The 25,774-nt window shown below is 72.7% G+C and carries 17 protein-coding genes; 1 reads left to right on the top strand and 16 read right to left on the bottom strand.

The genetic code is table 11. From position 1 onward, the window contains the following. Window positions 1–133 precede the first annotated feature (133 nt). The 16 genes from PZB77_RS27720 to PZB77_RS27645 form a co-directional block, all read right to left on the bottom strand. A complete protein-coding gene (locus tag PZB77_RS27720) occupies window positions 134–1,714 on the bottom strand; it encodes a hypothetical protein (RefSeq protein ID WP_275495361.1) in 1,581 nt (526 codons plus the stop codon). Further along, entirely contained in the window at window positions 1,707–4,280 is a 2,574-nt protein-coding gene (locus PZB77_RS27715; RefSeq protein ID WP_275495360.1) for a GTPase-associated protein 1-related protein, read from the bottom strand. The genes PZB77_RS27720 and PZB77_RS27715 overlap by 8 nt, the downstream gene beginning before the upstream one ends. Then, window positions 4,277–5,467: a hypothetical protein gene (locus tag PZB77_RS27710; protein ID WP_275495359.1), complete on the bottom strand. Its 1,191-nt coding sequence runs from the start codon at window positions 5,465–5,467 to the stop codon at window positions 4,277–4,279. The genes PZB77_RS27715 and PZB77_RS27710 overlap by 4 nt, the downstream gene beginning before the upstream one ends. Further along, on the bottom strand, window positions 5,467–7,587 hold the full coding sequence (locus PZB77_RS27705) for an Hsp70 family protein (protein WP_275495358.1): 2,121 nt from the start codon (window positions 7,585–7,587) through the stop codon (window positions 5,467–5,469). The genes PZB77_RS27710 and PZB77_RS27705 overlap by 1 nt, the downstream gene beginning before the upstream one ends. Then, window positions 7,584–9,686, bottom strand: a complete 2,103-nt coding sequence (locus PZB77_RS27700; protein ID WP_275495357.1) for an AAA family ATPase — start codon at window positions 9,684–9,686, stop codon at window positions 7,584–7,586. The genes PZB77_RS27705 and PZB77_RS27700 overlap by 4 nt, the downstream gene beginning before the upstream one ends. Beyond that, window positions 9,674–11,110 carry a hypothetical protein gene (locus PZB77_RS27695; protein ID WP_275495356.1) on the bottom strand — a complete coding sequence of 479 codons (1,437 nt, stop codon included), beginning with the start codon at window positions 11,108–11,110 and terminating at the stop codon, window positions 9,674–9,676. The genes PZB77_RS27700 and PZB77_RS27695 overlap by 13 nt, the downstream gene beginning before the upstream one ends. Next, on the bottom strand, window positions 11,107–11,757 hold the full coding sequence (locus tag PZB77_RS27690; protein WP_275495355.1) for a 4Fe-4S single cluster domain-containing protein: 651 nt from the start codon (window positions 11,755–11,757) through the stop codon (window positions 11,107–11,109). Before PZB77_RS27690 ends, PZB77_RS27695 begins: the two co-directional genes overlap by 4 nt. Then, window positions 11,754–12,872, bottom strand: a complete 1,119-nt coding sequence (locus PZB77_RS27685; RefSeq protein ID WP_275495354.1) for a hypothetical protein — start codon at window positions 12,870–12,872, stop codon at window positions 11,754–11,756. Before PZB77_RS27685 ends, PZB77_RS27690 begins: the two co-directional genes overlap by 4 nt. Continuing rightward, window positions 12,869–13,687 carry a protein phosphatase 2C domain-containing protein gene (locus tag PZB77_RS27680; protein ID WP_275495353.1) on the bottom strand — a complete coding sequence of 273 codons (819 nt, stop codon included), beginning with the start codon at window positions 13,685–13,687 and terminating at the stop codon, window positions 12,869–12,871. The genes PZB77_RS27685 and PZB77_RS27680 overlap by 4 nt, the downstream gene beginning before the upstream one ends. Then, complete coding sequence (locus PZB77_RS27675; protein WP_275495352.1) at window positions 13,684–14,454, bottom strand: hypothetical protein; 771 nt, start codon at window positions 14,452–14,454, stop codon at window positions 13,684–13,686. The genes PZB77_RS27680 and PZB77_RS27675 overlap by 4 nt, the downstream gene beginning before the upstream one ends. Next, on the bottom strand, window positions 14,447–14,671 hold the full coding sequence (locus PZB77_RS27670) for a hypothetical protein (RefSeq protein WP_275495351.1): 225 nt from the start codon (window positions 14,669–14,671) through the stop codon (window positions 14,447–14,449). The genes PZB77_RS27675 and PZB77_RS27670 overlap by 8 nt, the downstream gene beginning before the upstream one ends. Before the next feature lie 182 nt (window positions 14,672–14,853). Continuing rightward, on the bottom strand, window positions 14,854–15,966 hold the full coding sequence (locus PZB77_RS27665) for a macro domain-containing protein (protein WP_275495350.1): 1,113 nt from the start codon (window positions 15,964–15,966) through the stop codon (window positions 14,854–14,856). Between the two features lie 73 nt (window positions 15,967–16,039). Continuing rightward, window positions 16,040–16,723: an RES family NAD+ phosphorylase gene (locus PZB77_RS27660; protein ID WP_275495349.1), complete on the bottom strand. Its 684-nt coding sequence runs from the start codon at window positions 16,721–16,723 to the stop codon at window positions 16,040–16,042. Window positions 16,724–16,725: 2 nt separating this feature from the next. Further along, complete coding sequence (locus PZB77_RS27655; RefSeq protein WP_275495348.1) at window positions 16,726–17,508, bottom strand: hypothetical protein; 783 nt, start codon at window positions 17,506–17,508, stop codon at window positions 16,726–16,728. After that, a complete protein-coding gene (locus PZB77_RS27650; RefSeq protein ID WP_275495347.1) occupies window positions 17,505–20,957 on the bottom strand; it encodes a CHAT domain-containing protein in 3,453 nt (1,150 codons plus the stop codon). The genes PZB77_RS27655 and PZB77_RS27650 overlap by 4 nt, the downstream gene beginning before the upstream one ends. 49 nt (window positions 20,958–21,006) lie before the next feature. After that, window positions 21,007–21,609: a hypothetical protein gene (locus PZB77_RS27645; protein ID WP_327270180.1), complete on the bottom strand. Its 603-nt coding sequence runs from the start codon at window positions 21,607–21,609 to the stop codon at window positions 21,007–21,009. Between the two features lie 245 nt (window positions 21,610–21,854). On the opposite strand from PZB77_RS27645, the gene PZB77_RS27640 reads away from it, so the two are divergent. Continuing rightward, window positions 21,855–25,208 carry a CHAT domain-containing protein gene (locus tag PZB77_RS27640; RefSeq protein ID WP_275495346.1) on the top strand — a complete coding sequence of 1,118 codons (3,354 nt, stop codon included), beginning with the start codon at window positions 21,855–21,857 and terminating at the stop codon, window positions 25,206–25,208. The last annotated feature ends 566 nt before the right edge of the window (window positions 25,209–25,774 follow it).

The following is a 25,774-nucleotide window of genomic DNA, read 5'->3' as shown; positions in this document are numbered from 1 at the left end:
CGGTGCGACGGGAAGTCCGGGACCGGTTCGCCCTGCGGGCTCGCTCCTCACGGCACCGGCGGGGACAAGGACGGATGGGCTGCCCGGCGGCGCGAACGCCGCAGGAACCGGCCGGTCCGCGGCTCGCACCCGCTCACCTTTGCCGCAGGGCGCGTCGCCTGCCGCCGACTCCTCGCAGGCACCAGTCGGTCAGCCGTACGACGCTGCTGTGCACATCCGCGTGCTCGTCCGTCACGGCGGCGGTGCCGAAAAAGCGGACTTCCCGGAAATGCAGTTCCATGGCCCGCACGAGGCTGTGCAGACCGAGCCCTTCGACCAGCCATGCCCGGGCGCTGTCGCTGTCGGTCCCGGCCGGTACCAGGCCGTGTTCGGCGAGCAGGTCCATCTTGCTGATGGAGACCGCCAGTCGGGAGCGCCGGAGCGGAGCACCCATCGCGGCCACTGCCTGGACCGACCGGGCAAAGACCTCCTCGGGATCGACCGTGGAGCCCAGGGTGCGGTCCAGAAGAGGGCCGGGTGAAGGGTCCAGCCGGGTCCAGAACGCCTTGACCGCCATCGGGTCGAGGACGAAGACAAAAGTGCGCGCGGCCCGCGCGTAGCGCAGCGCGTCGGTTTCGTCGCGATCGACGAACCGCTCACCGGCCGTGTCGAAGAGGTGGAGCAGCCGCTGGGAGCGGCCGTCGCCGAGGACGAACGAGTGCGCCCTCGGCAGCGTCTTCTGGGTGGCGCGGGTGTGTCCGCGCATCCGCAGCACTTCCCGCAGCACCCGGTAGTTGGCGTCCGACTCGTCGTCCGCGAGGGTGATCGCCGGTCCGCCGTTCTCCGCCGCGCGCTCCAGCGACAGCAGCATGGCCGCCATCAGCTGTGTCTTGCCCGCCGCCTGTCCGCCGATCAGCGGTATCACCACCTCGGGCATGTGGCCTGCGGCCACGTTCATCGGCTTTCCGCAGTGCGGGTGGCCGCAGTAGCCCTGGAGCCGCGTTTCCCGGTCCATCAGCATCAGCAGGGTCGGCATGCGGCGGCCGCACTCGCAGCGGCGCCGGAAGAGGCCGTACCTCCCGGGCCGGATGTCCGTGTGCCGACGACGGCAGGTGGGGCTCGGGCAGTCGTACGCCGGATATCGCACGCGTTCGAAGCAGTGCGGGCAGATCATCCCCGAGCCGAGCCGCTTCGTCCACAACGCCAACCGGTCGGTGGTCCGCAGCGCGCCCGCGAGAAGCCGGGCCCCAGCTGTCAGCAGGGCCAGGAGAAGCGCGTGCAGCACCAGCGCCAGGACGAGCAGCGGAAGGACCGCAACCAGACCCGCGCAGAGACCCAGGTACAGCGTCAGACCGTACGGCACGGTGAAGGCCCGGTGCCGCGTCGGCGCGACGAGCTGGCGCGAGGTCACGGCACGGAAGGAGTCCCCGACCGTCCTTGCGTACAACCGTCTCTCCAGGGTGACGAGCTGGCGCAGGTCGCGAAGAGCCGGACCGTAGAAGTAGTTGCGGTACGCCTTCACCGCGTCGTCCTGGGGCCGGTACGGGGGCAGCGTCCGGAACTCGGGCGTGCGCCGGTGCACGACGCCGACCAGGGTGCGCCCGTAGCCGGAGAGCACCTGCATCATCAGCGCGAGGCCCCGAAGAGCGACGATGAACGGCACGAGGGGGAGGAACAGTCCGATCCCGAAAAGGAAGAGTGCGGGGATGAGAACGAAGGCAACGATCTCAGTCACGATGCGTCACCGGTCCTTCTTCTTCGGGAGGTCGGCGGGTCCGGTCGCGTCCGGTTCGGTCGCCTCGGGTCTCCGCCGACGGCGGAGGCTCCTGCGCTGCGGCCGCCGCCCGACGGGGAGGATCATCCTGCGTCGCGGCTGCGGTTGCCGCCCGGCGGCCGAAGAGCGGAAACCTGCGCGGCGCGTCACGCGGCGCGCGCTGCCGCCGGCTCTCGGCCCTCTCGGCATAGCGGTCGGCGAGGTCGGCCCCATGGGGCCGCACCACCGCCTCCAGCCTGCTCAGATCGGCCGCGCTCCAGTGCCGGTACGGGTGGGAGCGGATCGCGACCACCATCTCCCCCTGGGCCTGGGAGACCGGGACTGTGTCGGGCAGAGTGACGACGGCGGCGACGTGGCCCAGCAGGACGTCGTCGATCCGCTCATCACTGCCCACCCTGCAGGCCACGCCCGAGAGGTACAGGTCGAGGTCACGGTGGGTCAAATTCCCCAGCAGTGCGCGCAGTCGATCGGTGTCGGCGGGCAGGCCCAGCAGGGCGGGCACCATGCGAAGGCGCTTGAGCGCCCTCGGGGCCGCCCAGGTGCCGGCCTCCGGAACCGCGAACGCTGCGACGAGTTCGCCGGCCTCCCGGGCGTCGCTGAGGGAGCGCAGGAGACCGAGCGTGATCCGTACCCGATCCCGGGCGCGCGGGGAGAGCCAGCCGGAGCGGCCCGGGGCTGCGAGCTGCCGGCACAGGTCGAGGCAGTCCTCCAGCGCCTCCTCGCCCTCGACCTCCTGGCTCAGCGCGCGGTCGAACCACTCGCCCACCGCCGGGTCCACCGGCGTCGAAACCGGCAGCTCCCGGGCGATCCGGGCCGCTTCCCGGTGGGTCCAGGTCCGTGAGGGCGCTCGCCACAGACCGCGGAGCAGTTCCTCGTCCGGCGACGCGCGCTGCCGTACACCCAAGATCTTCATCATGAGGGGCACCGTGTTCGCGGGCTCGCGTTCGGCCCTCGCCCGCAGATGGTGTTCCAGAAGCAGAGGGCGGCCCGCCAGGTCCTCTTCGCGCAGGAGGTCGGCGGGGAACTGCGAGAAAAGTTGTTCCTGGCCGACGCGTTCGCGGAGTGCCTCCCCGACCGCCGCGGCCAGGGATTCCCTCATGGCGGGCAGCTGACGCAGGAGCTCGGCCACCTCGTGCCGGAACCCGGGGGCGGGCGCGGCGGAGCCGAGCAGCGTGCGGGCCAGCGCGCGTGTCTCGCGCACCATGATTTCCGGTGGCACCGGAAGCCCGGCGCCGAGGGCCCAAAGCAGCAGACGGGTCCGCTCGCGGGCGGTCCGGACCTCCGTCAGAAGTCGTCGCCACAGGACGGTGGCCCGCTCGCGTGCCGTCGGGTCGGTGATCGGCACGGGCTCGAGGGCGCCGGTGCCGGCGTCGAGGTAGGCCCGCATGCGCGAGCCGTGCAGTTTCCCCTCGATCTCCTGCTGGACCGCGTCGTCACCGCCGGCCTTCGCGGCCGCGCTGAGCACGATCAGCCGGCGCTCGTCCAGGTCCCGGTGCTCGCGGTGGATGTCCGCCGCCACGGCCGCCCGGCGTGCTCCCAGGTGGTCCGCGCCGGCCAGCCAGTCGATCACCGCGTCGGCGTCGGCCGCGGTGAGCGGCATGCCGCCGGAGGCAGCCGCAGCGGCGACCGGCGCGTGCCACTCCTCCGGTGCCTTCTCCCCGCCTCGGGCGTAGTCCGCCGTCCAGGACCAGACGGGGCGGATGGAACCGGCGCCGATCCGGGTGAGGAGACGGACCGCGGCGCCGACGGGCACCTCGGGGAAGATACCGCGCGCGAAGTCGAAGACGGTGTAGGCCGCCTCGTCGTCCGGCCCGAAGGCAAGCTGTGCCTCCGGAACCGTGCCGATCAGGTGCAACCGGCTGCGAGCGGGACGCAGCACGTAGGTGGCGAAGGAGAGCCCACGGGCGAGCGGGGGCGGCATGAGGTAGGAGACCGCGGCGAACCAGTGCGCGATCCGCTCGGTCGTACGCTCGATCACCACCACCGATCCGTTCTCGCCGAGCGCGGCGAACACGGCTGACAGCAGGTCCGGCAGCCGGGCCGCGTGAGGGTGGCCGCGCAGGAACTCGCTCACCGCGCGGGCGTCGAGCGGGCCGGGCGCGGGCGCCGTCAGTTCCGGGATGTCCGTGCTGGGCGACACCGTGCTGGTCCACACCGGGGAGTTCCACAGTTCGATACCGAGCATCCCGCCCCCGGCCGCCGGGAAGTCCTCACTGTGCAGAGCGTGGGCGAAGTAGTTGCCGAAGCGACGGGCCGAGTCCCGGCCCACGTACCGTACGCACAGCGTGGTGGCGCTGCGCCCCTGCGGGTCGTGGGGCCGGTGGCAGAGGTTGACCGGGCACCGCTCGAGCAGCTCCGGTGTGTCCGACTCCATCAGGTACCGCGGTGGCTCGTACCCGGCCAGGGCTTCGACGGCCTGGCGGGTCTCGAAGGTGACCCCCGCGCTGACGGCGTTGAACTGGAACCCCGAGAAGCGGCTGAGCCCGTGCTCGCAGGAGGTGTAGTAGAGCTGCTGAAAGCCGGTCACCCGCGTCCTTCCTTGGGCACCGAGCCGAATTCGCTCAGCAGCCACAGCAAGGGGTCGGCCACCCGGTAGGGCTGGATACCGGTGGCGGCGACCCTGGCTTCGGGGGTGGGGTTGCGGCCGAGGGCCGACACTCCGAAGTACCGGTAGCGGGTGTAGTGGATGTCGAGGAGCTGGTCGATCGGCACGCCGTCCCACTCCTTGAGGAGCCGGCGCACCTCCTCGTGCACGCTCATGCTGTCGTTCACGTCGAAGCGGCCCGTCAGGGGCGCGTGGTCGCGCAGGGGACTTACGGGATCGAGGTGGTGCCAGAAGGCGTCGATCTTCGAGAAGACGACGGCGATCGGGGTGTCGATCCGCTGCGCGGGCCGGCCGGCGCGGGCGGCCAGCAGCATGGTGGTCACCCGGGAAAGGACGTTGCCGGGCGGGTCCAGTGCCTCCGAGCCCGGCAGCATGGTGCCGGGCAGGGCGTGGCCGCGGGCGCCCGGCATCTGGAGGGGATCGAGCAGCAGGACTATGCCGTCGGCTCCGGCCAGGTAGCGGGTGTTCAGCTCGATGTTCTCCTGGGAGCTGAAGTCCTCGCCGGCGGTGTCGAAGAAGGAGAGCACGGTGTGCTGCGGGCGTTCACCGAGCAGAGTCCGCCGGCGCATGCCGAACCGGAAGACCAGCGGGTCCACCCGGTTGAGGGTGGTGGAGGCGGGCGAGGTGGGCGGGAACATCTGGTTGTCCTGGTAGAGACGTTCCTCGTAGTCGGAACTGAAGCGCTGCATCGTCGCGTCGTCCGAGCCCATCAGGGAGGCCCCGAACGCCTCACCGACCCGGTGGCGGACCTCGTGGAGCAGCACCGTCATGTAGACGGTCTTGCCGGACGCCTTCGGCCCGACCATGGCGATCAGGCGGTTGTCCACCATGCCGAACTGGACGGGCAGCGCGGAGTGGCACACCGGGCAGATCCGGTAGTTGGTCTCCCCCTCGCAGTCCGGGCAGGTCACCGAGGATTTGCGGCCGTCCGCGGCGAAGGCCGGGCCGAGGTCGTGGCTGGGGCGCGGTCCCTTCCGCTGGTCGAGTACCTGGTCGCGGCTGCGCGGGCACTGCCTGCCCGCTTTGCTGAGGCGGGCGTTGCAGCGGAAGAGGATCTCTCTCGCGGCGAAGCCTTCGTAGCAGTAGGGGCAGATGAGCGCTCTGGCCATCAGGTGACTCGCAATCTGTGCAGTGCCGACGGGCGGATCTCGATGCCGGAGTCGGTCCCCGCGTCCGCGTCCGCCGGGAAGCAGACCAGCCAGGACGGACCGCGGGTGGCGGGCAGCGCGAACTCCACGGTCAGGGGGGCGCCGGCGGACAGCCGCTGCGCGGGCACCTCGTGCAGGACGGTGCCCTCGGCGGTGCTGGTGGGGCGGAAGCGTCCGAGGCCGTGGACGATACGGAGACCGGGCAGCCGGCAGCCTGACTCGGTGGTGAACGTGACCGACGCGACCCGGCCCCGGAGGCGCCGTCGCACGCTCGGCTCGTACACCACGACCGTCGGGGCGGCCGGGACGAGCAGTGGAGACGTGTCCTCGGCGAACTCGTCGAGCTCCGGGACCAATGCCTCCACAGTGAGGACCACGGCCCCGGGACCGACGGCCAGTTCGAACCCTCCGTCGTGCTCGTAGGCCCGGCGGCGGCACACCACGTCCCCGTCACCGGACGCGGCGGTGCTTCCCTCTCGGGACCAGCGCACCCGTGCGGTCAGGGCTCCGTCGGGCCAGGCCCACAGCACGAGGAGATGGCCCCCGCGCCGGACGGCCTGGAGCTGGTCCACGGGGACCGCGAACCGGGGGCGCGGATCGACGAACGACACCACCGGAGCCTCCCCCGCGGCGTCGTACGGATCGCTGACCGCAGTGGCCCGCGGTGGGAACGGGTCCTCGGCGCCGGGCGCGGAACCGGCGCTGGCGGTGCTCGACCGGGGTGTCCTCGGCGGCTGCGCGCGTCCTGGGGCAGCGGCGTCGGCGGCACCGGTGGGTCCGGCGCTGGAGAGCCGGGCGGCCTCGGGCTCCGGGGCGGCCTGGGGCTCCGGGACAGCATCGGGCTCCGGGACGGCCTGGGGCTCCGGGACGACATCGGGATCCTGGGGGAATCCGGGCCCGGGAGGGGGCGGCCCTGACGGTGCGGCGGACGGCTCGGAGTCCTCCCGCTGCCCGGCACGCCCGGCGTTCGGCGCCTCCGCATCCCGGACGGCCACCCCGCCACGTTGCCACGAGCGCGGTAGGGGGTCCTCGGACAGGGAGCGTCCGGCCCGCGGCTCCGGATCCTCCACCGCGTCGGCGGAGACGGGGCCCGGGCCGGCGTCGAAGGGCTCCGCGCCCGCGGGGCGCGGGGCCGGGGTGGGATGCGGGCTCCGGATGCGCGGGTACCCGGAGCCCGCGCCCGGGTACCACGCCTGCGCCCGCTCCGGCTCCGCTGTGGGGCGGGAGATCACGCGCAGCACACCGAAGTCGTTCAGCGCCAGCAGACCGAGCACGACGGCCAGTTCGGGGCGGTCACGGCGCACCGTCAGACCCCGCGCGGCCGGCAGGGCCTCGATCCGGCCCCGCAGCCCGGGCGCGGCGCACATGCCGCCCGCCAGCAGCACGGTGTCCACGCCCGGTCGCGCGGCGGTGAGTTCTTCCGCGACGGCTTCGAGCATGCGCTCCCGCAGCGGCGCGACCGCCCGCTCGAATCCGGTCCGGTCGAGGGTCGGCGAGTACCGCCCGCCCGACGTGTCCACGACTTCGGTCACGTCCGCCCCGTTGCCGTACGCCCGTCGAAGGCCCTCCGCCGCCCCGAGCGGGTCGGCACCGTCCGGCAGACGGCCGGCGAGAGAGTCGGCGACCGCAGCGTCCCAGTCACTGCCGCCGAGGGGAAGGCTGCGTCCGCTGACCATGCGCACGGTGAGGTCGGGGGTGATGGACAGGACGCTCAGGTCCAGAGTCGTCGCCCCCTGGTCGCAGACCAGGACCGTATGGTCCACCCCCTCCGCGACGGCCCCGTAGTGCAGGGCCACGGCCACGGGATCGGGCACCGCCCGCCCCACTCTGAGGCCGGCGCGCTCCACCGCGTACCTGAGCTCGTCCTCCCGCCCACCCGACAGCGCGAGTCCGATGAAGGCCGTTCCGTCCGGCTCCACCCCATGGGCGTCCGTGGCCGCTCCGATCACCTGGGGCAGCGCCCGGCCCGGATCGAGCACCCCGTCCGCGCCGACGAGCCCGGTCGTGGTCACCTCCTGGGCACCGTCGGGGCCGAGCCGTGCGAGGCGTCCGAAACGGTGACCCAGATCGATGGCGATCATGCCTCCCCGCTCCTTCCGTCCTCGGAAGGTGCCGAGCCGTCGACGGTGACCCACGCGGCGTCGTCGGCACCCACACCGACCCTGATCCGGCTGCCGGGCTCGGGGCGGTGTGCCAGCAGATGCCCGACGACGGCCGATCGCACCAGTTCCAATTCATTTCGGATCTGCCGACCGCCGTACGCCTGGTGCCCGGGCTCCGACATCCGCTTCGTGATCCACGGGTGCAGGGTGTCCGTGTCGGGCACCAGTTCCACGCGGTGGCGTTCGTGGACGGACTCCACCAGCTGGCGCAGCAGCCGCTCGGCGATCCTGACGACGTGCTCGTCGCGCAGCATGTCGAAGACCACCACTCCGGGCTTGAGCCGGCCGTAGATCTCCGGCCTGCCGATCTCTCGGAACTTCTCCTCCACCGCCCGGGTGAAATGCGCTTCCAGCCGGGGATAGGTGAGTTCCTCGTCGCTCTCCTCCAGAAGGTTCTGGACCTGCTCCGCGCCGGTGTTGGAGGTGAAGATGATCAAGCACTGGGAGAAGTGGGCGGTCTGGCCGCGCCCGTCGGTGAGGCGGCCGTCCTCCAGGATCTGCAGGAACTTGTCCAGCACCTTGGGGTGGGCCTTCTCGATCTCGTCGAAGAGCAGCACGCTGAACGGCCGTTCCTGGACCCGGCGGGTCAGCTCGCCGCCCTGCTCGTGGCCGATGAAGCCCGGCGGCGCGCCGGCCAGGCGCTCGGCGGCGTGCTCCTGCTGGTACTCGCTCATGTCGAAGCGGGCGTAGGCGCTCTGGTCTCCGAACATCAACTCGGCGACGGCCTTGGCGAGTTCGGTTTTCCCTACGCCGGTGGGTCCGACGAAGAAGAAGGCGCCACGGGGGCGTGCGGTACCCGACCTGCCGAAGTCGATGCCCACGAAGGCGGACTGGAGCGCCGACGCGACGGCGTTCACCGCCGCGGACTGGCCGACCACCCGGGCTCCCAGAGCCCCGGCGGCACCCGCGACGGTGGTCCGGTCGAGCTGGGTCCACGGATCGACGCTCACGTTGAGCCGGTGGACCTCCATCAGCTTGTCCGGCTTCCGCAGCGGAGCGTCGCGCAGCCAGGAGGTCCGGGCCAGGGACTCGATGTCCCAGGCCGCCATCCCGTCGGTGGATCCCACGAGCGCCTCCAGATCGGCGCGTGTGGCGTCCTTCGCCCCGTTGAAGTGCCGCAGCAGCCAGGTGAGCCAGAGACGCCGCTCGCTGGGGTCGGGCGGGCCGATGCGCAGTGCGGTGATCCTCGGGTCCTCCAGGTGGAACCAGCCGGGCAGCCGTCCGACGTCACCCACCGCACACAGCACCGCGTTGCGTGCGTGCGGGGCCGGACCGACGGCGCTCCTCGGGGTCACGGCGTCCGTCATCGCGGCGCGCAGCCTCAGGTACCCCAGATGCGATTCGGGCTGCCCGGGCGGAAGGTGGTGGTCGACGTCCTCGAAGACGAAGGCGGTGGCAGCGTCGGGCGAGGACACCAAGCGGTGCACGGTGGCGACGACGTCCTCGAAGGTGCGGGGCATGCCCGCCCGCCTCGGGGCCAGCAGTCGCTCCCGGCTCCGCTCGCGCTCACTCCGGCGGGACACGCCGGCCTCCACGTCCCCCGGACCACCGGGCGGCGCCGGTGAGGACCCGTAGTCCTGCGGCGCGTGCGGGCCCGTACCGTCCGGCTCCGTACCGGCTGCCGCGGAGGCGCCGTCCGGCCCGGAGGGGCGCGCCTCGCGCAGCTCCTCGAAGCGCCGTCCGTCACCCGGCAGCGGAAAGGTGAGCCCGCCCACCGGGTCCCACCATCCGACGACCTCCGCCCCGCGCATCCGCAGCAGGCCGGCGATCACCTCGCGGAAAGACGCGGGCCGGTCGGCCAGCCACCACCGGTCCCGGATCTGCCCGTTCAGGATCACCTGGCGGCCCCGTCCGAGCTCCCAGCCGAGGGACACCGCCCACAGCGGCATCATGGCGTCCGCGGTGGCCGGAGTGCCGTCGGCGGCGGGTGTGCCCCGGCGGCCCCGGTCCGGCGGACGGCCCGGTCCGGCGCCGCTGTTCTCGCCCTTCGCCCGGTCCGCAGTGGTCACCGGGTCCACGTCCAGTCCTCAGCGGCTTGGGGCCGCCCGTCCGGCCGACGCGGTTTGCCCTGCCAGGTGAGCTCTCCGGGGACGAACCCGCGCCCTTCGACGATCGTCTCGTGCACCCGCTCCAGGAGGTCCTCCGTGCGGTCGCACCGAGCGCTCTCGGGATCCGGCGGGAAGGTGACGTCCGGTTCGCCGTCGACCTGGTAGACGAGGACGGGGGCGCCCCCGTCCTCCGTGGTGATCGTGGTCCGGTAGGTCGCTCCGCTCGGACGCTCGAAGCTCAGCAGCAGACCTCCGGCCCGCTGCTCTCCCCCCGTGAAGGCGAAGCCCTCGCCGATCATGGCATCCTGCAGGGCCTGCGCCAGGTCCATGCGGCGCCTGTCCGCCACATGCATCTCGTCCAGGAGCACTTCGGTGCCGGTGAGCAGGTCCTCCAGCGCCGCGACCGCCGTCAGCGCCTCTGCCACCGCCCCCGCCGCGAGCGGGGTGGTGACGGCGTTGAGCGCCGCCTCCATCCGCTCGGCGAGTTCGGCGCCGTCGAGCGCCCTGGCCTCGGCCGCTGCTTCGCCCACCGCTCCTGCCACGACGCCGAGGCGGTCCCTCACCTCGCTGAGCTCTGCGGACAGGCGTTCCTGTCCGGCATCCAGCGCCGCCTGACGCACCGCCTCCTCCTCGGCGGCGCGTACCTCCTCCAGCCGACGGGCCTCCCGTGCCCGCGCCGCCTCGCGCCGCCCTTCCGCGGCCCGGTCGGCGGCGGTCGTGGCGAACCGTACGAGGGCGTGCTCCGCGGTTCCGAGCAGCGCCTGGAACCTGGTCTCCGCGCCCGGGCCGGCCGAGGCACGCAGCTCGTCGAGGAGGTCGCGGCAGCGCCGGTGCCCCTGCGGATCCTGTTCCCGGGCTTCCCGTCCGAGCCGGGCGAGCCGTTCCTCCAGACCGGCCAGGACAGCTCCGTGGCCGTCGCTGCGGACGCCGGAGTCCCCTCCGCGTCCGAGCAGGACGACCCGGCCCCGCAGCTCCTCGATCGCCCCGCCCACGTCCTCGGTCCGGCCGGCGCGGTCCAGGAGAAGATCCAGCCGCTGCCGCAGTTCCCGCACTTCGGGGACCTCCGCGCGGACCCGGCCGAGCAGTTCGCGTACCTCGGTCAGCCCGCGCACATCGGCTTCGGCCTGCTCCTGACGCACCATGGCCGCGTGGGAACGCCGGTGCTCCTCCCGCTGATGGTCCAGCCGCGCTCTCCTGCGCTCAGCCTCCGCCCTGGCCCACTCCCGTCGCGCTGCCACTTCACGGGCCCGCTCGGCGGCTCGCCGGTCCCGTTCCGCGGCGCGCTCCGCCTCCCGCCGCCGACGTGCCGCCTCGCGGGCGCGGCGCCGTTCCGCTTCGATCCGCGCGTAGGCCGGCGCCACGGTGACGGCGCTGTACTTCGGTGATCCGCTCATGCTTTCCTCCGTACCTCGGCGCGCAGGACGAAGCCCCGTGCCGCGAGTCGCTTCTCGAATGACTCCCTGAAGCCGGGAGTGGGGGGCACCCCTGCCCAGGACAGTGATCCGTCGGCCGCCACGGACAGTTCGACGCCCGCACTGGTGTCGGGCCCTGTCTCCAGGTGGTCGTGGCGTCCGGTGAGCGCGATGACGCGCTGGTTGGACGAGCCGCGCCAGCGCAGGCCGTGCCGCGCGGAGGCCACGTACGGACCGTCGACGAGGAGATCGAGACGGCGCAGCAGCGCGCGCCGGTCCGGGTCACCCCGCAGCAGGGCCTCGTACCGGAACCCGGAGTACGCCATCGCGCCGAAATCCGGACGCCGCACCCGGACGGCGTCGATCAGCGAGGCCAGCGGTCCGGCTTGGGCGAAGGGCTCGCCGCCGGAGAGCGTCACTCCCTCGACATCGGGCAACCCGCAGAGCCAGTCCGCGAGCTGGTCCACGCTGTGCTCGTCGCCCCCTTCGAAGGGCAGTGTCTCCGCCGCCACGCAGCCCTGGCAGCGCAGCGGGCAGCCCTGCACCCAGATCACGGCTCTGGTCCCCGGCCCCAGGACGGTGCAGCGGTCGAGCGTCCGCGCCACCGAGAGCCGTCTCGTCTCCTTCATGCGGTGTCCTCCTCCGTGTCCTTCCCCTCGCTCGCGTCCACGAGGTTCCGCGCGCCGTCCGTGCGCGACGACGGGTCCGAAGCGGTGAGCGGCCAACGGTCGTCCGCCCCGCGCTCGGCGAGGTCGCACCAGGGGCACCAGGGGCGCTCCGCGGTATGCACGTGCAGGACGTTCTTCCGGCAGGTCCGCAGCCGGGCCGGGTCCGACTCCGCGGCCAGCGCCTCGGCCCAGACCGACGCGGCGGGCCGGACCCCGCCGAACGCGGCCCGGAAGAGGACTGCGAGGCGCCTCGGGAGCAGGTCGACGGGTGGCGCGGAGCGAGGCAGGACCACCGAGGCGCGGTCGAGCAGGCGACACCTGCCGTGCAGGACGTTGTCGTCGTACGAGAGGTAATCGCCGCCCGCCCCGGGGTGCCCGGCGAACGGGTGGAGCCCGCACATCAGCAACTGGTGGACCAGGACCGCGAGGACGAAATCGTCGGACGCCCGGTCGGGCGCGGTGCCGGGCGCGGCGATCCGCTCGGGTGCCGTGTGGCCCGGGCTGCTCATCCGTCCGGGAAAGAGCTCTTCCCCGTCGGTGAACTGCCAGGAGTCCACGTCGGCGATGCCGGCCCTGCCGCGTGCGTCGACCCAGAGGTTGTCCGGTTTCAGGTCGCCCACCACGTAGCCCTCGGTGTGCAGATCCGCGAGGAGACGTGCGAGCGAGAGGGAGGCCGCGAGCGCGGTGGCCCACGTAGCTCCCGGGAAGAAGGTGCGGGCGGCCCGCGGGGTCAGCAGACGGGTGAACGGCTGGTGGGTGTGGCGCATGTCGGTCATCAGATAGCCGTCCATTCCGTGGTCACCCGGGCCACCCGCCCGGACCGGGGCCATCGGCCAGGCGACCCGGGCGGGTGTCGCGGAAAGGACCCGGACAGCGCGCGGCAGTCGGCGGCGCCGCACCAGCCGGACGACGCGGCGCCGGTAGGCGGCGGGATCGGGCGGGTCGAGGACGAGCTTGACCACCAGCGGCCGCTCGTCGTCCACCCGGTAGACGACTCCCTCCGAGCCGCTGCCGACCTGCTGGGTGAGGTGCCATGTGCGTCCGCTGTCGGACACCGCCGTGAGGGCCACCGTCACCCGCCTTCGGTCAGGGCGCACAGCACGGTCAGGTCGTCGCCGGACCGTGCCGCCTCCGGTCCGGAGAGCAGTGCGTGCAGGGGCGCGGCGTCACCGCCGTTGGCGCGCAACGTCGCCGCCAGCCCGCAGAAGAACCGTTCGGAGGGCAGGGGTCCTGCCTCGGGCGGCAGCCGACGTACGGAGGGATGGTCGAGGGTGAGGGGGACACAGCCGTCGGTGGCGAGCACGACTCCGCTCAGCTGCGGTTCCCAGACCACGAACGACCGTATCCGCAGACCGGCCCCGGGCGAAGAGAGGAAGACCGTCTCCGCCGCGCCGGGAGAGGGCGGCGGCAGGACCAGGTGGCACCGGTCACGTGCCTCGCGAACCGGACCCGGGCCGACGGGCCCGCGAGTGAGTAACGTCCCGAAGCAGTCGCCGACCGCGACGAAGGCCACCCAGGGCGGCCGTACGACCGCTGCGGCCAGCGTGGCGGCGAGGGCGCGGGCCCCCTCCGGCGCGCCCGGTCCGTCCGCCGACAACACGCCCCGCACGGAACGCCGGTAGTCCCTCATCACCCTGGCGCCGGCCTTGGCCGTCCACTCCGTCCAGACCTCCGGCCCGTCCCCGGCATCCGGTATGTCCTCCGCCAGGGCGCGGCAGGCCGCGTCCACGGCGATGTGCGCGCCGAGCGCGCTGCGCTCCTGGCCGCCGGCGCCGTCCGCGACCGCCAGCACCGCCGACGCGCCCAGGTCGACCGCCCTGAAGGCGTCCTGGCAGCCCTGGCCCCGGGCCAGATGCGCGGTGCCCTGGACGACGGCCCCCGCCACGATCACCGGTGCCTGTCCTCAAGCTGCCGCAGGCGTCGTTGCCACTGCACGAGCTGGTCCGTCTGGCTCTGGATCTCGTCGACGGCCTGGAGCGGGCCCGACGCGTCGGAGCTCTTGAAGAGAATGTCGAGGATCTGCCCGAAAGTCATGTCCTCGAGCATGAAGGCCCCCCGGGGGGCCAGAACCTCCAGCAGCTCCAGATCGGCACCGCGTACCCCGATCGCCTGGAGCACGCATTCGCCCCGTTCCTCGCCCCGGCGCACCCTCTGTGCCGTACCGGCCAGGGCGGCCGGCGCCATCGGCTCCCCGTCGCCGTCGCTCGGCGCCCCGTCCGTCAGTACCCACAGGAACGGCCTGCGCACCTGGACGTGCCGTCCCTGGAGTGTCCTGTAGCGCTCCCGGGCCAGGTCGAGCCCGGTCTCGACGGCCTCTGTCATCCGGGTGAGCCCGAACGCCTCCAGCCGCGGTGGGCGCACCTCGTCCACCGGCACGAACAACCGGTCCGGCGGGGCTTCACCGACGGGGACCAGTCGCTTTCGGTCCGGGTCGTAGACCCGCACCCGGGAGTCGAAGGTGATCAGGCACACCTCCACCCGCGCCCTCAGCCTCGGCTCCCTCCGGATTCCTTCGAACCAGCCGGTCAGCGCCTCGCTGAGCTCGCGTATCCGGGGGTTCTCGGCCGGGCGTCCCATGGAGGCCGAAGTGTCGAGGAGCAGGACTACGGGCTGCCGCTCGTCGTAGCCCTCGGCCAGTCCGAAACCGGGCTCACTCATCGCCGCACGCCCCGCCCCGGTCCGGGTGGCTCGCCGTCGTCCCGTGGGCGCGGAGCCGATTCCGCGCGGGGTCGTGGCGCACGACGACCTCCGCGCCCGGCGCCATCCCCGGTGCGTCCATCGGCATCCGCAGCAGGACCCCCTCGACCATGACGTACGCGTCCGGTGCCGGCCAGGTGACGACCCGGCCGACGGCCCCGTGGCCCCACTTGTCCATCCCGCGGCTCATGCGCCCACGCCGGTGCCACGGCCGCCGGGGTCCGCCCCGCCGCGACGCCCGGCACGCACGCTTACCGCAACCGCAGCCATGTCGGCTGGGATTAGCCACATCAGGGTCTCCCTGTACCGCTTGAGCGTCGCCGTGCCCCTCGGGCACCGGCGTACTTCCATTGCACCGGGTCAGCCGGTCGGTCTCCGGTCGTACGCCGGGCGGATTCCGGCGGCGATGCCCTCGACCAGAGCCGCCGCCTCGGGCGTGCGCACCACGAAGTGCACGTCCCAGTCCGCCCCGCGCGCCAATTCCGCCTCCACCGCCGCCCAGACGGCTCCCAGACTGTCCTCGTACGACAGCCCGCCGCGGCCCGAACCGAGCAGCGGGAAGCACACCGACCGCAACGGTGGCGTGTGGCGCCGGTGTTCGTCGTCGAGCATCCGCATGGCGCGGGCCACGGCCCGGGTGACGTCGGCCGCCAGCACGTCGTAGTCGTTGGTACCGGCCCGGGGCACGGCGATCGCCGCGTGGTAGATGCGCCGCACTCCCTGTTCGGCCAACGCCCCCGCCCCGGTGGCCACCACGGTGCCCGGCCGCACGGCACGGCCCGAAGTGCCCTGCTGTTCCGCCCACGTACGCAGCTCCGCCGACAACGGGTCGGCCAGGATCTCCCCCGTCACGCCGTGCTGGGCGGCCGCCCTGCGCAGTGACGCGGCGACCGACGACTTGTACTCCTCGGGCAGCGCCAGGTAGACGTTGGACGGGGAGACGACCACGTCCACGTCACGCAACAGGTCCACGGGATGCACGTGCACGGAGAGTACGACCGGTCGGCCGCCTGTCCGGACCTCCACGGACCGATGGGTGCCCGCGGCTCCGTTGTCCCCCGCGGTGCCGGAGCCCTCGGCTCCCGCCCGGTCGGACACCAGCAGCAGGATGTGCTCGGCGACCTGGCCGAGAACCATCACCTCCTGTTCCTTGCGGAACCGTTCGACGCTCACTCCGTAGACCGAGGCCGCTCTGGCCCGGCGGGAGGAGGCCGGCCAGTCCCGGGTGCCCTGGGCCAGCCCCAGGGTGTACTCGGCCGCGGTGCGCAGTGTCCCCGCGTCCAGGCGGGCCACCGCACTCCTCAGCAGCACCTCCGTGAGTGACCCGGTCGCCCGCGCTGCGTCGGACGAGACCGCCGCCGCAGCCGCTTCGAGCACGGGCAGCGTGCGCCCTCTCAGCCGGGTCAGACCCGCGAGCCTGACGTCCTTCAACTCGGCGAGGAGCGTGACGTAATCGGGAACAGGTGATGCCATGCGCTCACGTTGGCACCACCTTCCCGGGCTGACAAGCAGCGTCCGGGCGCCCGGGACGATGACCGGCCACGCCTCACCACCCTTCGGGCTGCGACACTTCCGCCCACAACGGATCCAGGAACCGGTTCACCTCCTTGAGGCCGGCCGGGGAGCCGAGGTCCGTGATGCCCTGACCCTCCAGCACCTCCAGAGCCTTGCAGTGGCAGTCGTCGAAGCGGTCGTGGAAGAGCACGATGGCGTCCTCGGGCCGGTTACGGCGGGATTGCCACACCAGCCCCACGGCGTCCGGCGCGTGAGCGCGGATCTCGCTCGACCAGCGCCGCGCCTTCGCGTAACTCCTCTCGTCGTCCAGGAGGTCGGCGGTCCGGCGGACCGCGGCCAGATCCACCTCCTTGATGAGCGAGACCACCCGCAGCTCGCACGTGGTGCGCAGCACGCTCAGCGACCTGCCGTGCACGGTGGCGTAGGGGATCACCCGCCTCTCCCCGTTCCAGGGGACGGAGCGCAGCACGCTCTCCGCGAGCGCCGTCAGCGCGTTGTCGGCCACGTACAGGCTGTGGTAGGGGTCCAGCAGGGTGCCGTCGAAGCGGCCTCCCCCGAAGTGCAGGTCCGCGAGAGTCGGATTGAACTGACCGGGTCCGTACTTGGACTTGTGCACCCGCCACAGCTCCGTGCCTGCCGGAATCACCTTGTGGTTGGGGTGCAGTTCACCCTGGGCCATGGGGAAGAACCTGATCAGGGGCGCGGAATAAGTCATCGTCACTCTCCCTCCACGAGGGCGACGGCCGCCCCCACGAGCTCCTGGTCGGGCAGCCGTCCCAGGAGAGACGCGGGCGACCCACCGAGCCAGGTGTTGCTGCCCAGCCACCACGACGCGGCGCCGCGGGGATCGACGTCCGCCAGAAGCAGCCGGTTGACCGTGAGCACGACCTCGTGGGGGGTGCCGCTGCCCCGGGGGAACTGGAACTCCGGGTAGCGGTCGCCGTTCGGCGGGTCCAGCAGTCTGATCAGTTCGGGTGGTGGCGCACCGCCGCAACGGGCTCTCACCTCGGCCGCCGAGAGGGCCGGTTCCCCGAGCAGCGGATCGGGCGCTTGCCCCCGGGCGAAGACCGACTCTGATGCCGCACGCGGTAGCGGACCGGGTGCTGGGACCGGATCCGGATCAAGCTCCGGGCCCGGTGCGGGTCCCGGGTCCGGTTCGGGTTCCGGGTCCGGTTCGGGTTCCGGGTGCGTGAACAGGTTGACCAGCCGCAGCGCCTCCGACACGGTCTCCGGCCCGGGAGGTGCTGCGACCAGCCGCACCCTGTCCAGCGCGGAGCGCAACGGATGCGTGAACGGCAGTGGACGCAAGGCCAGTTCGACGCCCCGGATACCCCTGCGGACCGCCATGGTCTCATCCGGTGGTGCCTCGGCGAGCTCGCCGAGACGGGCGAGCAGCAGGGCGTACTGGGTGTCCCCCAACGCCGCGCGGATGGAATCCCGGTGCTCCCCTATCAGGGCGAGCAGCGGCTCCGCCGATGGCCCGCGGCCGTCCTCGTTCATACGATTCCCTCTCCTCGGTTCGCCGTGTCCGGGCCTGGATGTCCCTGATGGGTGAAGGCGGCCCAGAACGCGGTCCGTTCCAGTCCCGGCTGTTCCATCTCCCGGAGCAGGTCGCCCTGGAGGGATCCGGGGTTCTCGCGCAGGGGGTCGAGCATCCACAACTGGGCCGCTCGCAAAGCGTCGACGGGGCTGAGCCCGTCCACGGTCAGGTAATGGTGGAAAACGGCCATCAGGAGCGCCGAAGCGCTGTCCTGGGCCAGCCAGCGCGATCCCACGACGTCCCGCGCCCCCGCGGCGAGGAACGCCGTGGTGAGAGTCAGCGCCTCGTCGTGATCCCGTGCGCTCAGGTCGGTCTGACAGGCGCTCAGTACGACCAGCGGACCGTCGGTGTGGTCCTGTCGCTTCTCGTGGTCGAGCAGCCGGGCCACCGTCAGTGGGGCCGGCGTGCACCTGTCCTCGGCCACGAGATGCAGGGCCGAGACCGTGGGGCGGGTGCCCGCCTCCCCGTGCGAGACGATGTGCAGCAGCGAGATGCCGTCGCCGAGGAACCCCAGGACCGCGTCGGGTGTTCCCGGTGGCACCTTCTCGTCGTAGAGCGCGCCGCACAGCCGGGCATCCGGGTAGAAGGCGTCCCGCAGAGCGGTGACCTCCGTATCGGCGTACGACAGAGTCATCGACGGATCGGCCAGCAGTACGGGGACGGCGGCCGGATGCCGCCTCGCGCGGCGTGCCGCCCGCAGGAACTGGCCGGCCGATGCAGCGTAGCTGACGACCGCGGCCTGGCAGAGCCGGTCGTGAGCCGCTTCGGCCGGGAGCCTCGCGGCGTGCCACGGGACGATCCCCAGGCGCCCGCAAGGCACCAGTACGACGCGGAGCGGTCGGCCCTTCCGCCCAGCGCCCGTCCTCGCCAGGCGCTCCTCGACGCCGTTCAGGACCGGACCCAGCTCCTGCGCCGCCCAGTCGCACAACTCCTCCAAGGCCGCCTCCCACGCCTGCGCGGCGGCCCCGGTCCGGCTGCGATCGCGTGCCGCCGCCGCCTCGACGTACCGGGAAAGAGGCCCCTCCTCGACGTCGAGGAGGTCGTGCAGGGCTCCAGCCCCGACTCCGGCTTCCGGTCCCACCAGGATCACCAGGCCCGGGCCCTCCCTGTCACCGGCCACCAGATAGAGGAGTACGTCCGCACCCGCCTCGGCGAGCCCGTCCGCGAGCTCGCTCACCGTGGGCGTGTTCAGGAGGACTCCCCGGCGGTGGCCCAGGACGTCGAGGGCTTCGCGCCGCAGCGTGCTCGACAGCAGCCCGGGCACCTCTGCCCCGTCGTCGGCGCCGCTGCTCCGGCCGGCCGTCCGCCATGCCTCGGCGAGGTCGTGGCGTCCGGCTGCCTCCAGCAGGTCGGGCACGGCCGACGAGGTGGAGGCAGCCTGCAGAACCAGGGCCCTGCCGACCTCCAGGGCGGCCACCGCCTCGTGCAGCATGCCGTACGACGCAGCCATCCGGGCGGCCCTGACGCCTCTTCTCGCCCCGGTACGGGCGGCCAGCAGCCCGTGTTCGGCCCCTGTCTGGAGAAGGACGTCGGCCGCGAGCGAGGCGAGCGCCTCCTCGGCGGCTTCCACCGTGCGCGTCTCCGCCGCCCGGTCGGGCACGTCGCTGGTGCGAAGGCGGCGCAGGTGGTACATCTCGGTCAGGTGCCACAGCGCGTCCGCGGCGAACCGCGGTCCCATGCCGTCCCGGATGCCGGCTCGAAGCCGTTCGAACTCCTCGATACAGGCGTCCAGTACCACTGGATCGCCGGTGTGGTCGAAACGCATGCCCAGGGAAAGCGCGTAGCTGTAACGCTCCTCCATCGAGGCGTCCGGCGCGGGAGGAGGGAGATCGGGTACCGGAACGTCCTTGTCGCCGCTGAGAGCCGCCCGGAGCATCTCGATGCTCCCCACCGACGGCACGGGCACGGCACCGGCGAACGGCGCGGCGCTCTCCTGGAGGCGGACGGTCCCCCGCTCGATGTGGGGAAGGGCCCGCAGCAGCGTCTCCCTGTCATGGGTCACGACACCGAGCGCGCCGAGAACCCCGCCGAGCGCACCGTCGACCGCGAACCTGAGCGGGTCGTCCTCGGGAACAGCGGCCGCCAGCGCCTCGGCCTCCTTCAGGAGTCCGCCCAGCGCCGAGCCGTCCCCGGTCTCGCCGGCCTCCCTCGCACCGGAGCCGATCCGTATCGCCGCGGCCAGAACAGCCGGGTCGCCCATCTCCGGTGGCAGCGATTCGCCAAGGCCCTCCAGGTGTCGGACGACCTTGTCCAGATGGGCACGGCCCGTCGACTGGTCCTGGTGGGTGCCACCCACGGCGGGACTCAGTCCGAGGAGGAGTGCCCTGATCGATTCCAGGCCCGGCGCTGTGTCCCACGTGCCCGGCACCGCCAGGTCCTGCGCCGAACGGAGCCTTGCGAGTAAGGCGTTGAGCTCCGCGGCTTTCCCGCTGCGCAGGACCGGATCAAGCCCGCCGGTCACTCCGTGGACGGCGTCCAGGACGGCGACCGAGTTCCGGAACTCCTCCGGGGTGAACGGGAATCCCGGGAGGCGCGGTCGTCCGGGCCCCGGCTCCGGGTCCGGACGCACACCGGGCTGCGGTTGCGCCGGTGCCCGTGGCTCTGGCCGTGACCGCGGTGGCGGCTGCGCCGACGCTGCCGGGCCCTGGCCCTGGCCCGGGCCCTGGTCCTGGTCCTGGTCCTGGTCCTGGTCCTGGTCCTGCGCTGACGCTCCCGGGCTCCGGCCCCCTGCTGCCATGGCGCTGAGCATCCGCTCCATCATCCGTTGCACCTGGGCTTCGAAGGGGGAACCCTCCGCCCCCGGAGGCATCATGCCCTTCACCAGATCGGAGAGCCCTTGCGCGGAGGGAGACGTGAAGAGCGCCTGTGCCTGACGCAATGAGCCGATCGTCTCCGACGGCAGGGGCAGTTCCACCACTTCGGTCATCAGCGCGCCGATCTCCGTGGCCGTGGCGATCATTGCGGCGGGGCCCGCCCGACTGATCCGCTCGAGACAGCCGGAGAGGTCGGGCGCCGAACCGAACGCCCCTGGTTGTGGCTGGACCGGAGAGAGAAGGCCCATCAGGAACAGTGCGGCCCACCGCCGGTCCTCCTCGCCCAACACCGCTCCCAGCGGCGTCGCCCGGTCCCTCACCTCCCTCAACAGCCCTTCGGCCCGGCCCGCGTCCCCGTCCGCGTGCCGCAGGGCCAGCGCTCCCGCCAGCCAGACGGTCACCGCGCCCCGCAGGCTGTCGTCATGGTCCAGCAGCCCCGCGAGCTGTTCGAGTTCGGCCACTACGGCGCCTTGGGCCCCGGGCGGCAGCGCGCCACCTCCCATGCCCGGGAGCTGACGCTTCACCCGCTCGCCGGCGTCGAAGGCCCAGGCACGCAGGCCCCGGACACCGCCGCTCTCCTCCCGGTTCACCGGCATCCCCGCCTCTCCGGGCCCAGCGGCCCTCCACAGCCCCAGCGAACGTGGGTCACTCCTCACTATGCCGATCAGTCGCGGGTGCCACCCCGGATTCCTCGGCTCCACCCCGCCGACGACCGGATTGCGACCGGGAGGCAGCCAGATCGGCCCTCATCTGCGCGCGCATCTGCCGCAGTCGCTCCCACAGGGCCCGGATCTCCTCGTGCGCCGCGCTCGGGGAGTCCGCCGTCTCCGGGGTGCCGTCGTCCAGCCGCCGGACCATGCCGTAGACCATGCCCAGCCCGTGACTCACGGCCTCGGCATGGTCGAGAACCCGGTCCGGGAGGATCAGCTGTGCCTCCGCGTACGCCTCCCGGTGGTCGTCCCGCGCGTCGGTGAGCCGTTGACGCACGTTCGGCAGCTCCACATCATGGCCGAGTGCGTGCAACTGGTCGGTGAGAGCGGCCAGATAGTGGCGACCGGAGATGTTGAGTGCCACGTAGCACGCCCACCGCTCTCGCGCCTCGATGCGCCGGTCCCACGCCCCCTCCGTGCGTTCCTGCTCGCGCTGCCGGCTCCGGTCGGCGGCCCGTTGGGTCAGCAGCGCGGACATCAGTGTGCCGACGACACCGACGACCGCCACGAGCGGAGCGGTCATCACACCGATGTCCACGCTGCCTCCTCCCCCTGGTTTCCCCCGCGGGAACAGCGAAGCACCGCGGTGCGCCCCGCGTGAAGTCCGCACCCGGACCTCGCCCACCCTTCGACCCGTCGCCGCCCACCCGCGTGGGGGCGACGGGTCGGGCGGGGGCGAAACCGGGCCGAAAAGAGGTCGTTCGGAGGGAGTCGGGGGCGATGGGCCGTGCGAAGAGCCACACTGCGTCCATGGGGCCGCGGGATCGGCCGGATGCATTCATCGTGACGGACGGGGCGTCAAAAAACATGGCGGGCGACGAGGACAGCGGCGGAGTCCAGGGGCTTCGGGCCTGGGCCATGGATGCGACCGGACGCGCCGCCCGGCTGATCGGGCGCAACGACGAGAACCAGACGGTCACCGCAGAGGAGTTCGAGGGCTCCGTGGCGGAACTCCTGCGGCTGCGCCCCCTCCTGGACCACGACCGGCTCCTGCTCGGCAAGGTCACCCTGGTCCTCGGCAGTCTGCTCGCCGTGCGGCACGCCTCCGGGCGCGGCACGGCGGACGACCGGGAGCGGGCTCGGCTCCTGTTGGAAGAGGTACGGGATCCGGCGAGGCCCGCGGGAGAGCGGATGGCGGACGACGACAGGCAGTGGGCGGCGATGTTCCTGCTGATGGTCTCTCCCCATGTGCAGCCGGGCGCCACGGCCTCCCCTCCGGACCTCTGGTCCCTCCTCGACCTCTCCGCGGGGTCTCTCCCCGGACAGCCGGCCGTCGAGGCGGCCCGGATCGCGGCCCTGGCCGCCGAGGTCGGCCGGATACCGACGCTGCCGCCGGAAGTGCACCAGAAGCTGAACCAGATGCGAGATCTGCTCTCGTACCTGGAGAAGGGGGATCTGTCCGATCCCGAAGCGCTGTTGTCGATGCTGCCCCCCGGCTTCCCCCTGAGCGATGAACTCCGGTCGATGCTGGAGACTCTGTCCCCGATTCTCCGTGAAACGGCCTCACCCGCGCCGGAGCCCGCCGCCCACGAACCCGCGCCGGAGCCCGCCGCCCAGGATCCGGCAGCGGAGGCGGCGGACCGGACGGATACCGCGGTCACCCACGCGTGGCTCACCGCCATGATCGGGCTACCCGAAGCACTGCGCACGGGAGATCCCCGGACCTTGGACAGGGTTCTCGAACGACTCGGCGGTCAGCTCGACCGGCTGCCGGCGGACGGCGCCGGGGCCGCCTCCGACATCCAGACGCTGATGCGCATGGTGCTGCAGACGGCCGGCCCCCTCGGAGGCAGCAGGTTCGACGACGCGGAGGCCCTCCGGCAGACGGGCCCCGTCGTCGAGCACTTCGCGCAGTGGGCGGCCGACGATCCACGTGTGGCCCACATCGCCGTGATGGCGCGGGCGGTCGACCTCTTCGTCAGGATGCGGTCCGAGGAGGGTGAGAACGTCGACGAGTTCCGTCGGCTGATGGGCGAACTGGACGCGCTCGAAGCCTCCATGACCGCCGGGGATCCGGCCCGGTTCGCCGTGACGCTCGTACACGGCTCCGCTCTCGTACTGCTCGGTGAACGTACCCGCGACAGCGAGGCGGTCTCCCGCGGCCTGGCCCAGCAGGAGGCCGCCCTCGCGTCCAGGCCCGACGGAGGGACCGGGGTCCCCGACGCGCAACTCGACGCCCTTCTCGACGGGATACGCGCCTCGCGGGCGGTGGCGGACCGTCTGCCCGACCTCATGCCCGGATCCGTGCCGTCCCCCGCCGACTCGTCGGCGGGTACCCAGTACCTCCGCGCCATGACGGCGGCCGTCCGTCACATGACCAACGAGGACCCCACCGATCTCGCGGCCGCCATCACCGGCCTGGAGCACGTGCGCGACGAGGTACGCCAGGGCCGGATGCAGCACGTGGCATTCGCCGCCCTGTGGCAGCTCGCGGAGTGCTACCGGTCGCGCCTCCGGAGCACTCAGGACCCGGCTGACCGGGACGCGGCGACGGCCGCCGCGCTGGAATCGCTGCGGGCACTCGCCGGTGACGTCGTCCTGCAGTCGGGCTCCCACGACGCTCTGCTGACCGCCCGGTCCGGATCCGAGTACGGAATGCGGGCCGCTGTCTGGGCCGCCTCCCAGGGCCGGGTGGAGGAGGCGGTGGCCGCGCTGGAGCTGGGCCGCGCGCTGGTGCTGCAAGCGGCGTCCACCTCACGGGCCGTACCCGAACTCCTGGAGGCCGGCGGCCACCAGGACCTCGCCCGGGAATGGCGAGCGGCGCAGCAGGGGTCGGGCGGCGCGGCCGGCGCGCTCCCCAGGGAGCTTCCCAGTTCCCTGCGGCGCCGCGCCCTGTGGGCCCTGGGCCATCGCGAACGGGACGGATCCCTGTTCCGCACTCCGACGGTCGACGAACTCAAGGCCGGCGTGGCCGAGGGCGACGCGGACGCGCTCGTCTATCTGATCGCGGGCGAGGGCGCCGCGCCGGGCATGGCGGTCGTACTGGGTCCGGACATCGGCACCGGCGTACGGGCGATGCCCCTGCTGTCCGGCGAGAACAGCGCAACCCTGGAGCGGTACCTCGACGCCGCGGCGGCGTACCAGCAGCAGCCCCATGCCCCCGAAGCGTTGCGGGCCTGGGAGGAGGCGCTGTCCGAGCTCTGCGACTGGGCGACGGACGCCGTCATCCTCCCGGTGCTGACCGGCGTCGCGGAACGGCTCGCCGCGAACGAGAGCCGACGCACGGACCGCCCCGGACCGCCGAGGATCGTACTGGTGCCCTGCGGGCGCCTCGGCATCGTCCCCTGGCACGCGGCACGCCTGCCGGCCGGGTCCCGCCGGGACTGGGTGTGCCAGATCATGATCATCAGTTACGCGGCGTCCGGACGCCAGTTCCTGAGCACGGTCCGGCGCGCCCGGCGTTCTCCAGCCTCCGCCCCCGTCATGGTGGCCGATCCCACCTTGAGCCTACCGTTCGCGGAACTGGAAGTGACAGGGCTCCAGCAGACGCTGTATCCACGGGCGCGCCTGTACGGGGCGTTCTACACGCCTCCCGCCGGACTCGTGGCGACCGGCACGCCGGATGACATCCTCGCGGCCCTCGCCGAGGGGCCGTCCCTGCTCCACGTGGCGTGTCACGGCTCTGCCGGCACCAGCCCGACCGCATCGGCCCTACGGCTGGCTCCTGACCCGGGGAAGGAGGGCCGGTCACCCACCGAGCTGCTGACCGTGTCGCGGCTGCTCGACCGCGTCGCCGGTGAACAGGACTGCCCGGAAGGCCCGTTGGTCGTACTCAGTGCCTGCGAGACGGACCTGAGCAGGCGCGACCACGACGAGGCGCTCACCCTGACCACCGCCTTCGTGGCGAGCGGGGCGCGGGACGTGGTGGGCTCCCGGTGGGCGGCGCGGGATTCGGCGGCGGCCCTGATGATGGCGATCTTCCACCACTACCTGGCCGTCGAAGGGCTGAGCCCTGTGGACGCCCTCCACCGGGCCCGGATGTGGATGCTCGATCCGGAACGCGAGAACCCCGGTTCGCTCAGCGACGAACTCGTGAGGGAACTGGCCGGTGCGCAGGAACTGGACCGCCCGGCAGCCTGGGCCGCGTTCATCCACCAGGGGCACCCGGGGCCCGCTCGGACGCTCCGGAGAGGATGACGGTGTCAGGCGCAGCGCGGTGAGCCACCAGCCTCACCGGACGGTTCCCGACGGTGGGTTCCCGCGCCGCCGACGGACCCCCGCCGCTCGTGAGGTCGCGGGATCCAGCGCCGCGACGGCCGGCGTTCGCCCTGCTGCTTTCCCGCCCTCCGGCGCGTGGCGGGGACTGTGGTCGGTGACGCGCCGCGCCCGCAGCCGAACGGACGGCGGGCTCATGGCGTCGACGCCGCCGCGGCCGTCCTGACGGGGGGCGTATCGTGGCCGGCCGCCGCGTCCCCGCCGGCGCACGGAAGGCACCTCTGGCTGAGAGGGCTCATCAGCGTGCAACCGCGACGGACCGGACCGGGGCCGCCTGAAAGAGCGTTTTGTCCTGGCGGGAGTGCTGGGGAACGCCAAGCTGTCGTAGATGATTGCGGGGTGTTGGCCCGGGGGGAAGCGGTGGGGCCTGTCGCAGACGGGCGCGCGACGGTTCGGGTCCGCTCAAAGGTGGGTGCCGCCTTCAACAGTCCACTCCACGTGATGTTCGCAGCCCACCCGGGCCGCCGACGGCGCTGGAGAGCGTGTCG

It is taken from the genome of Streptomyces sp. AM 2-1-1 (genome assembly GCF_029167645.1).
Classification (GTDB): domain Bacteria; phylum Actinomycetota; class Actinomycetes; order Streptomycetales; family Streptomycetaceae; genus Streptomyces.
This window is presented reverse-complemented; position numbering and strand designations above follow the sequence as displayed.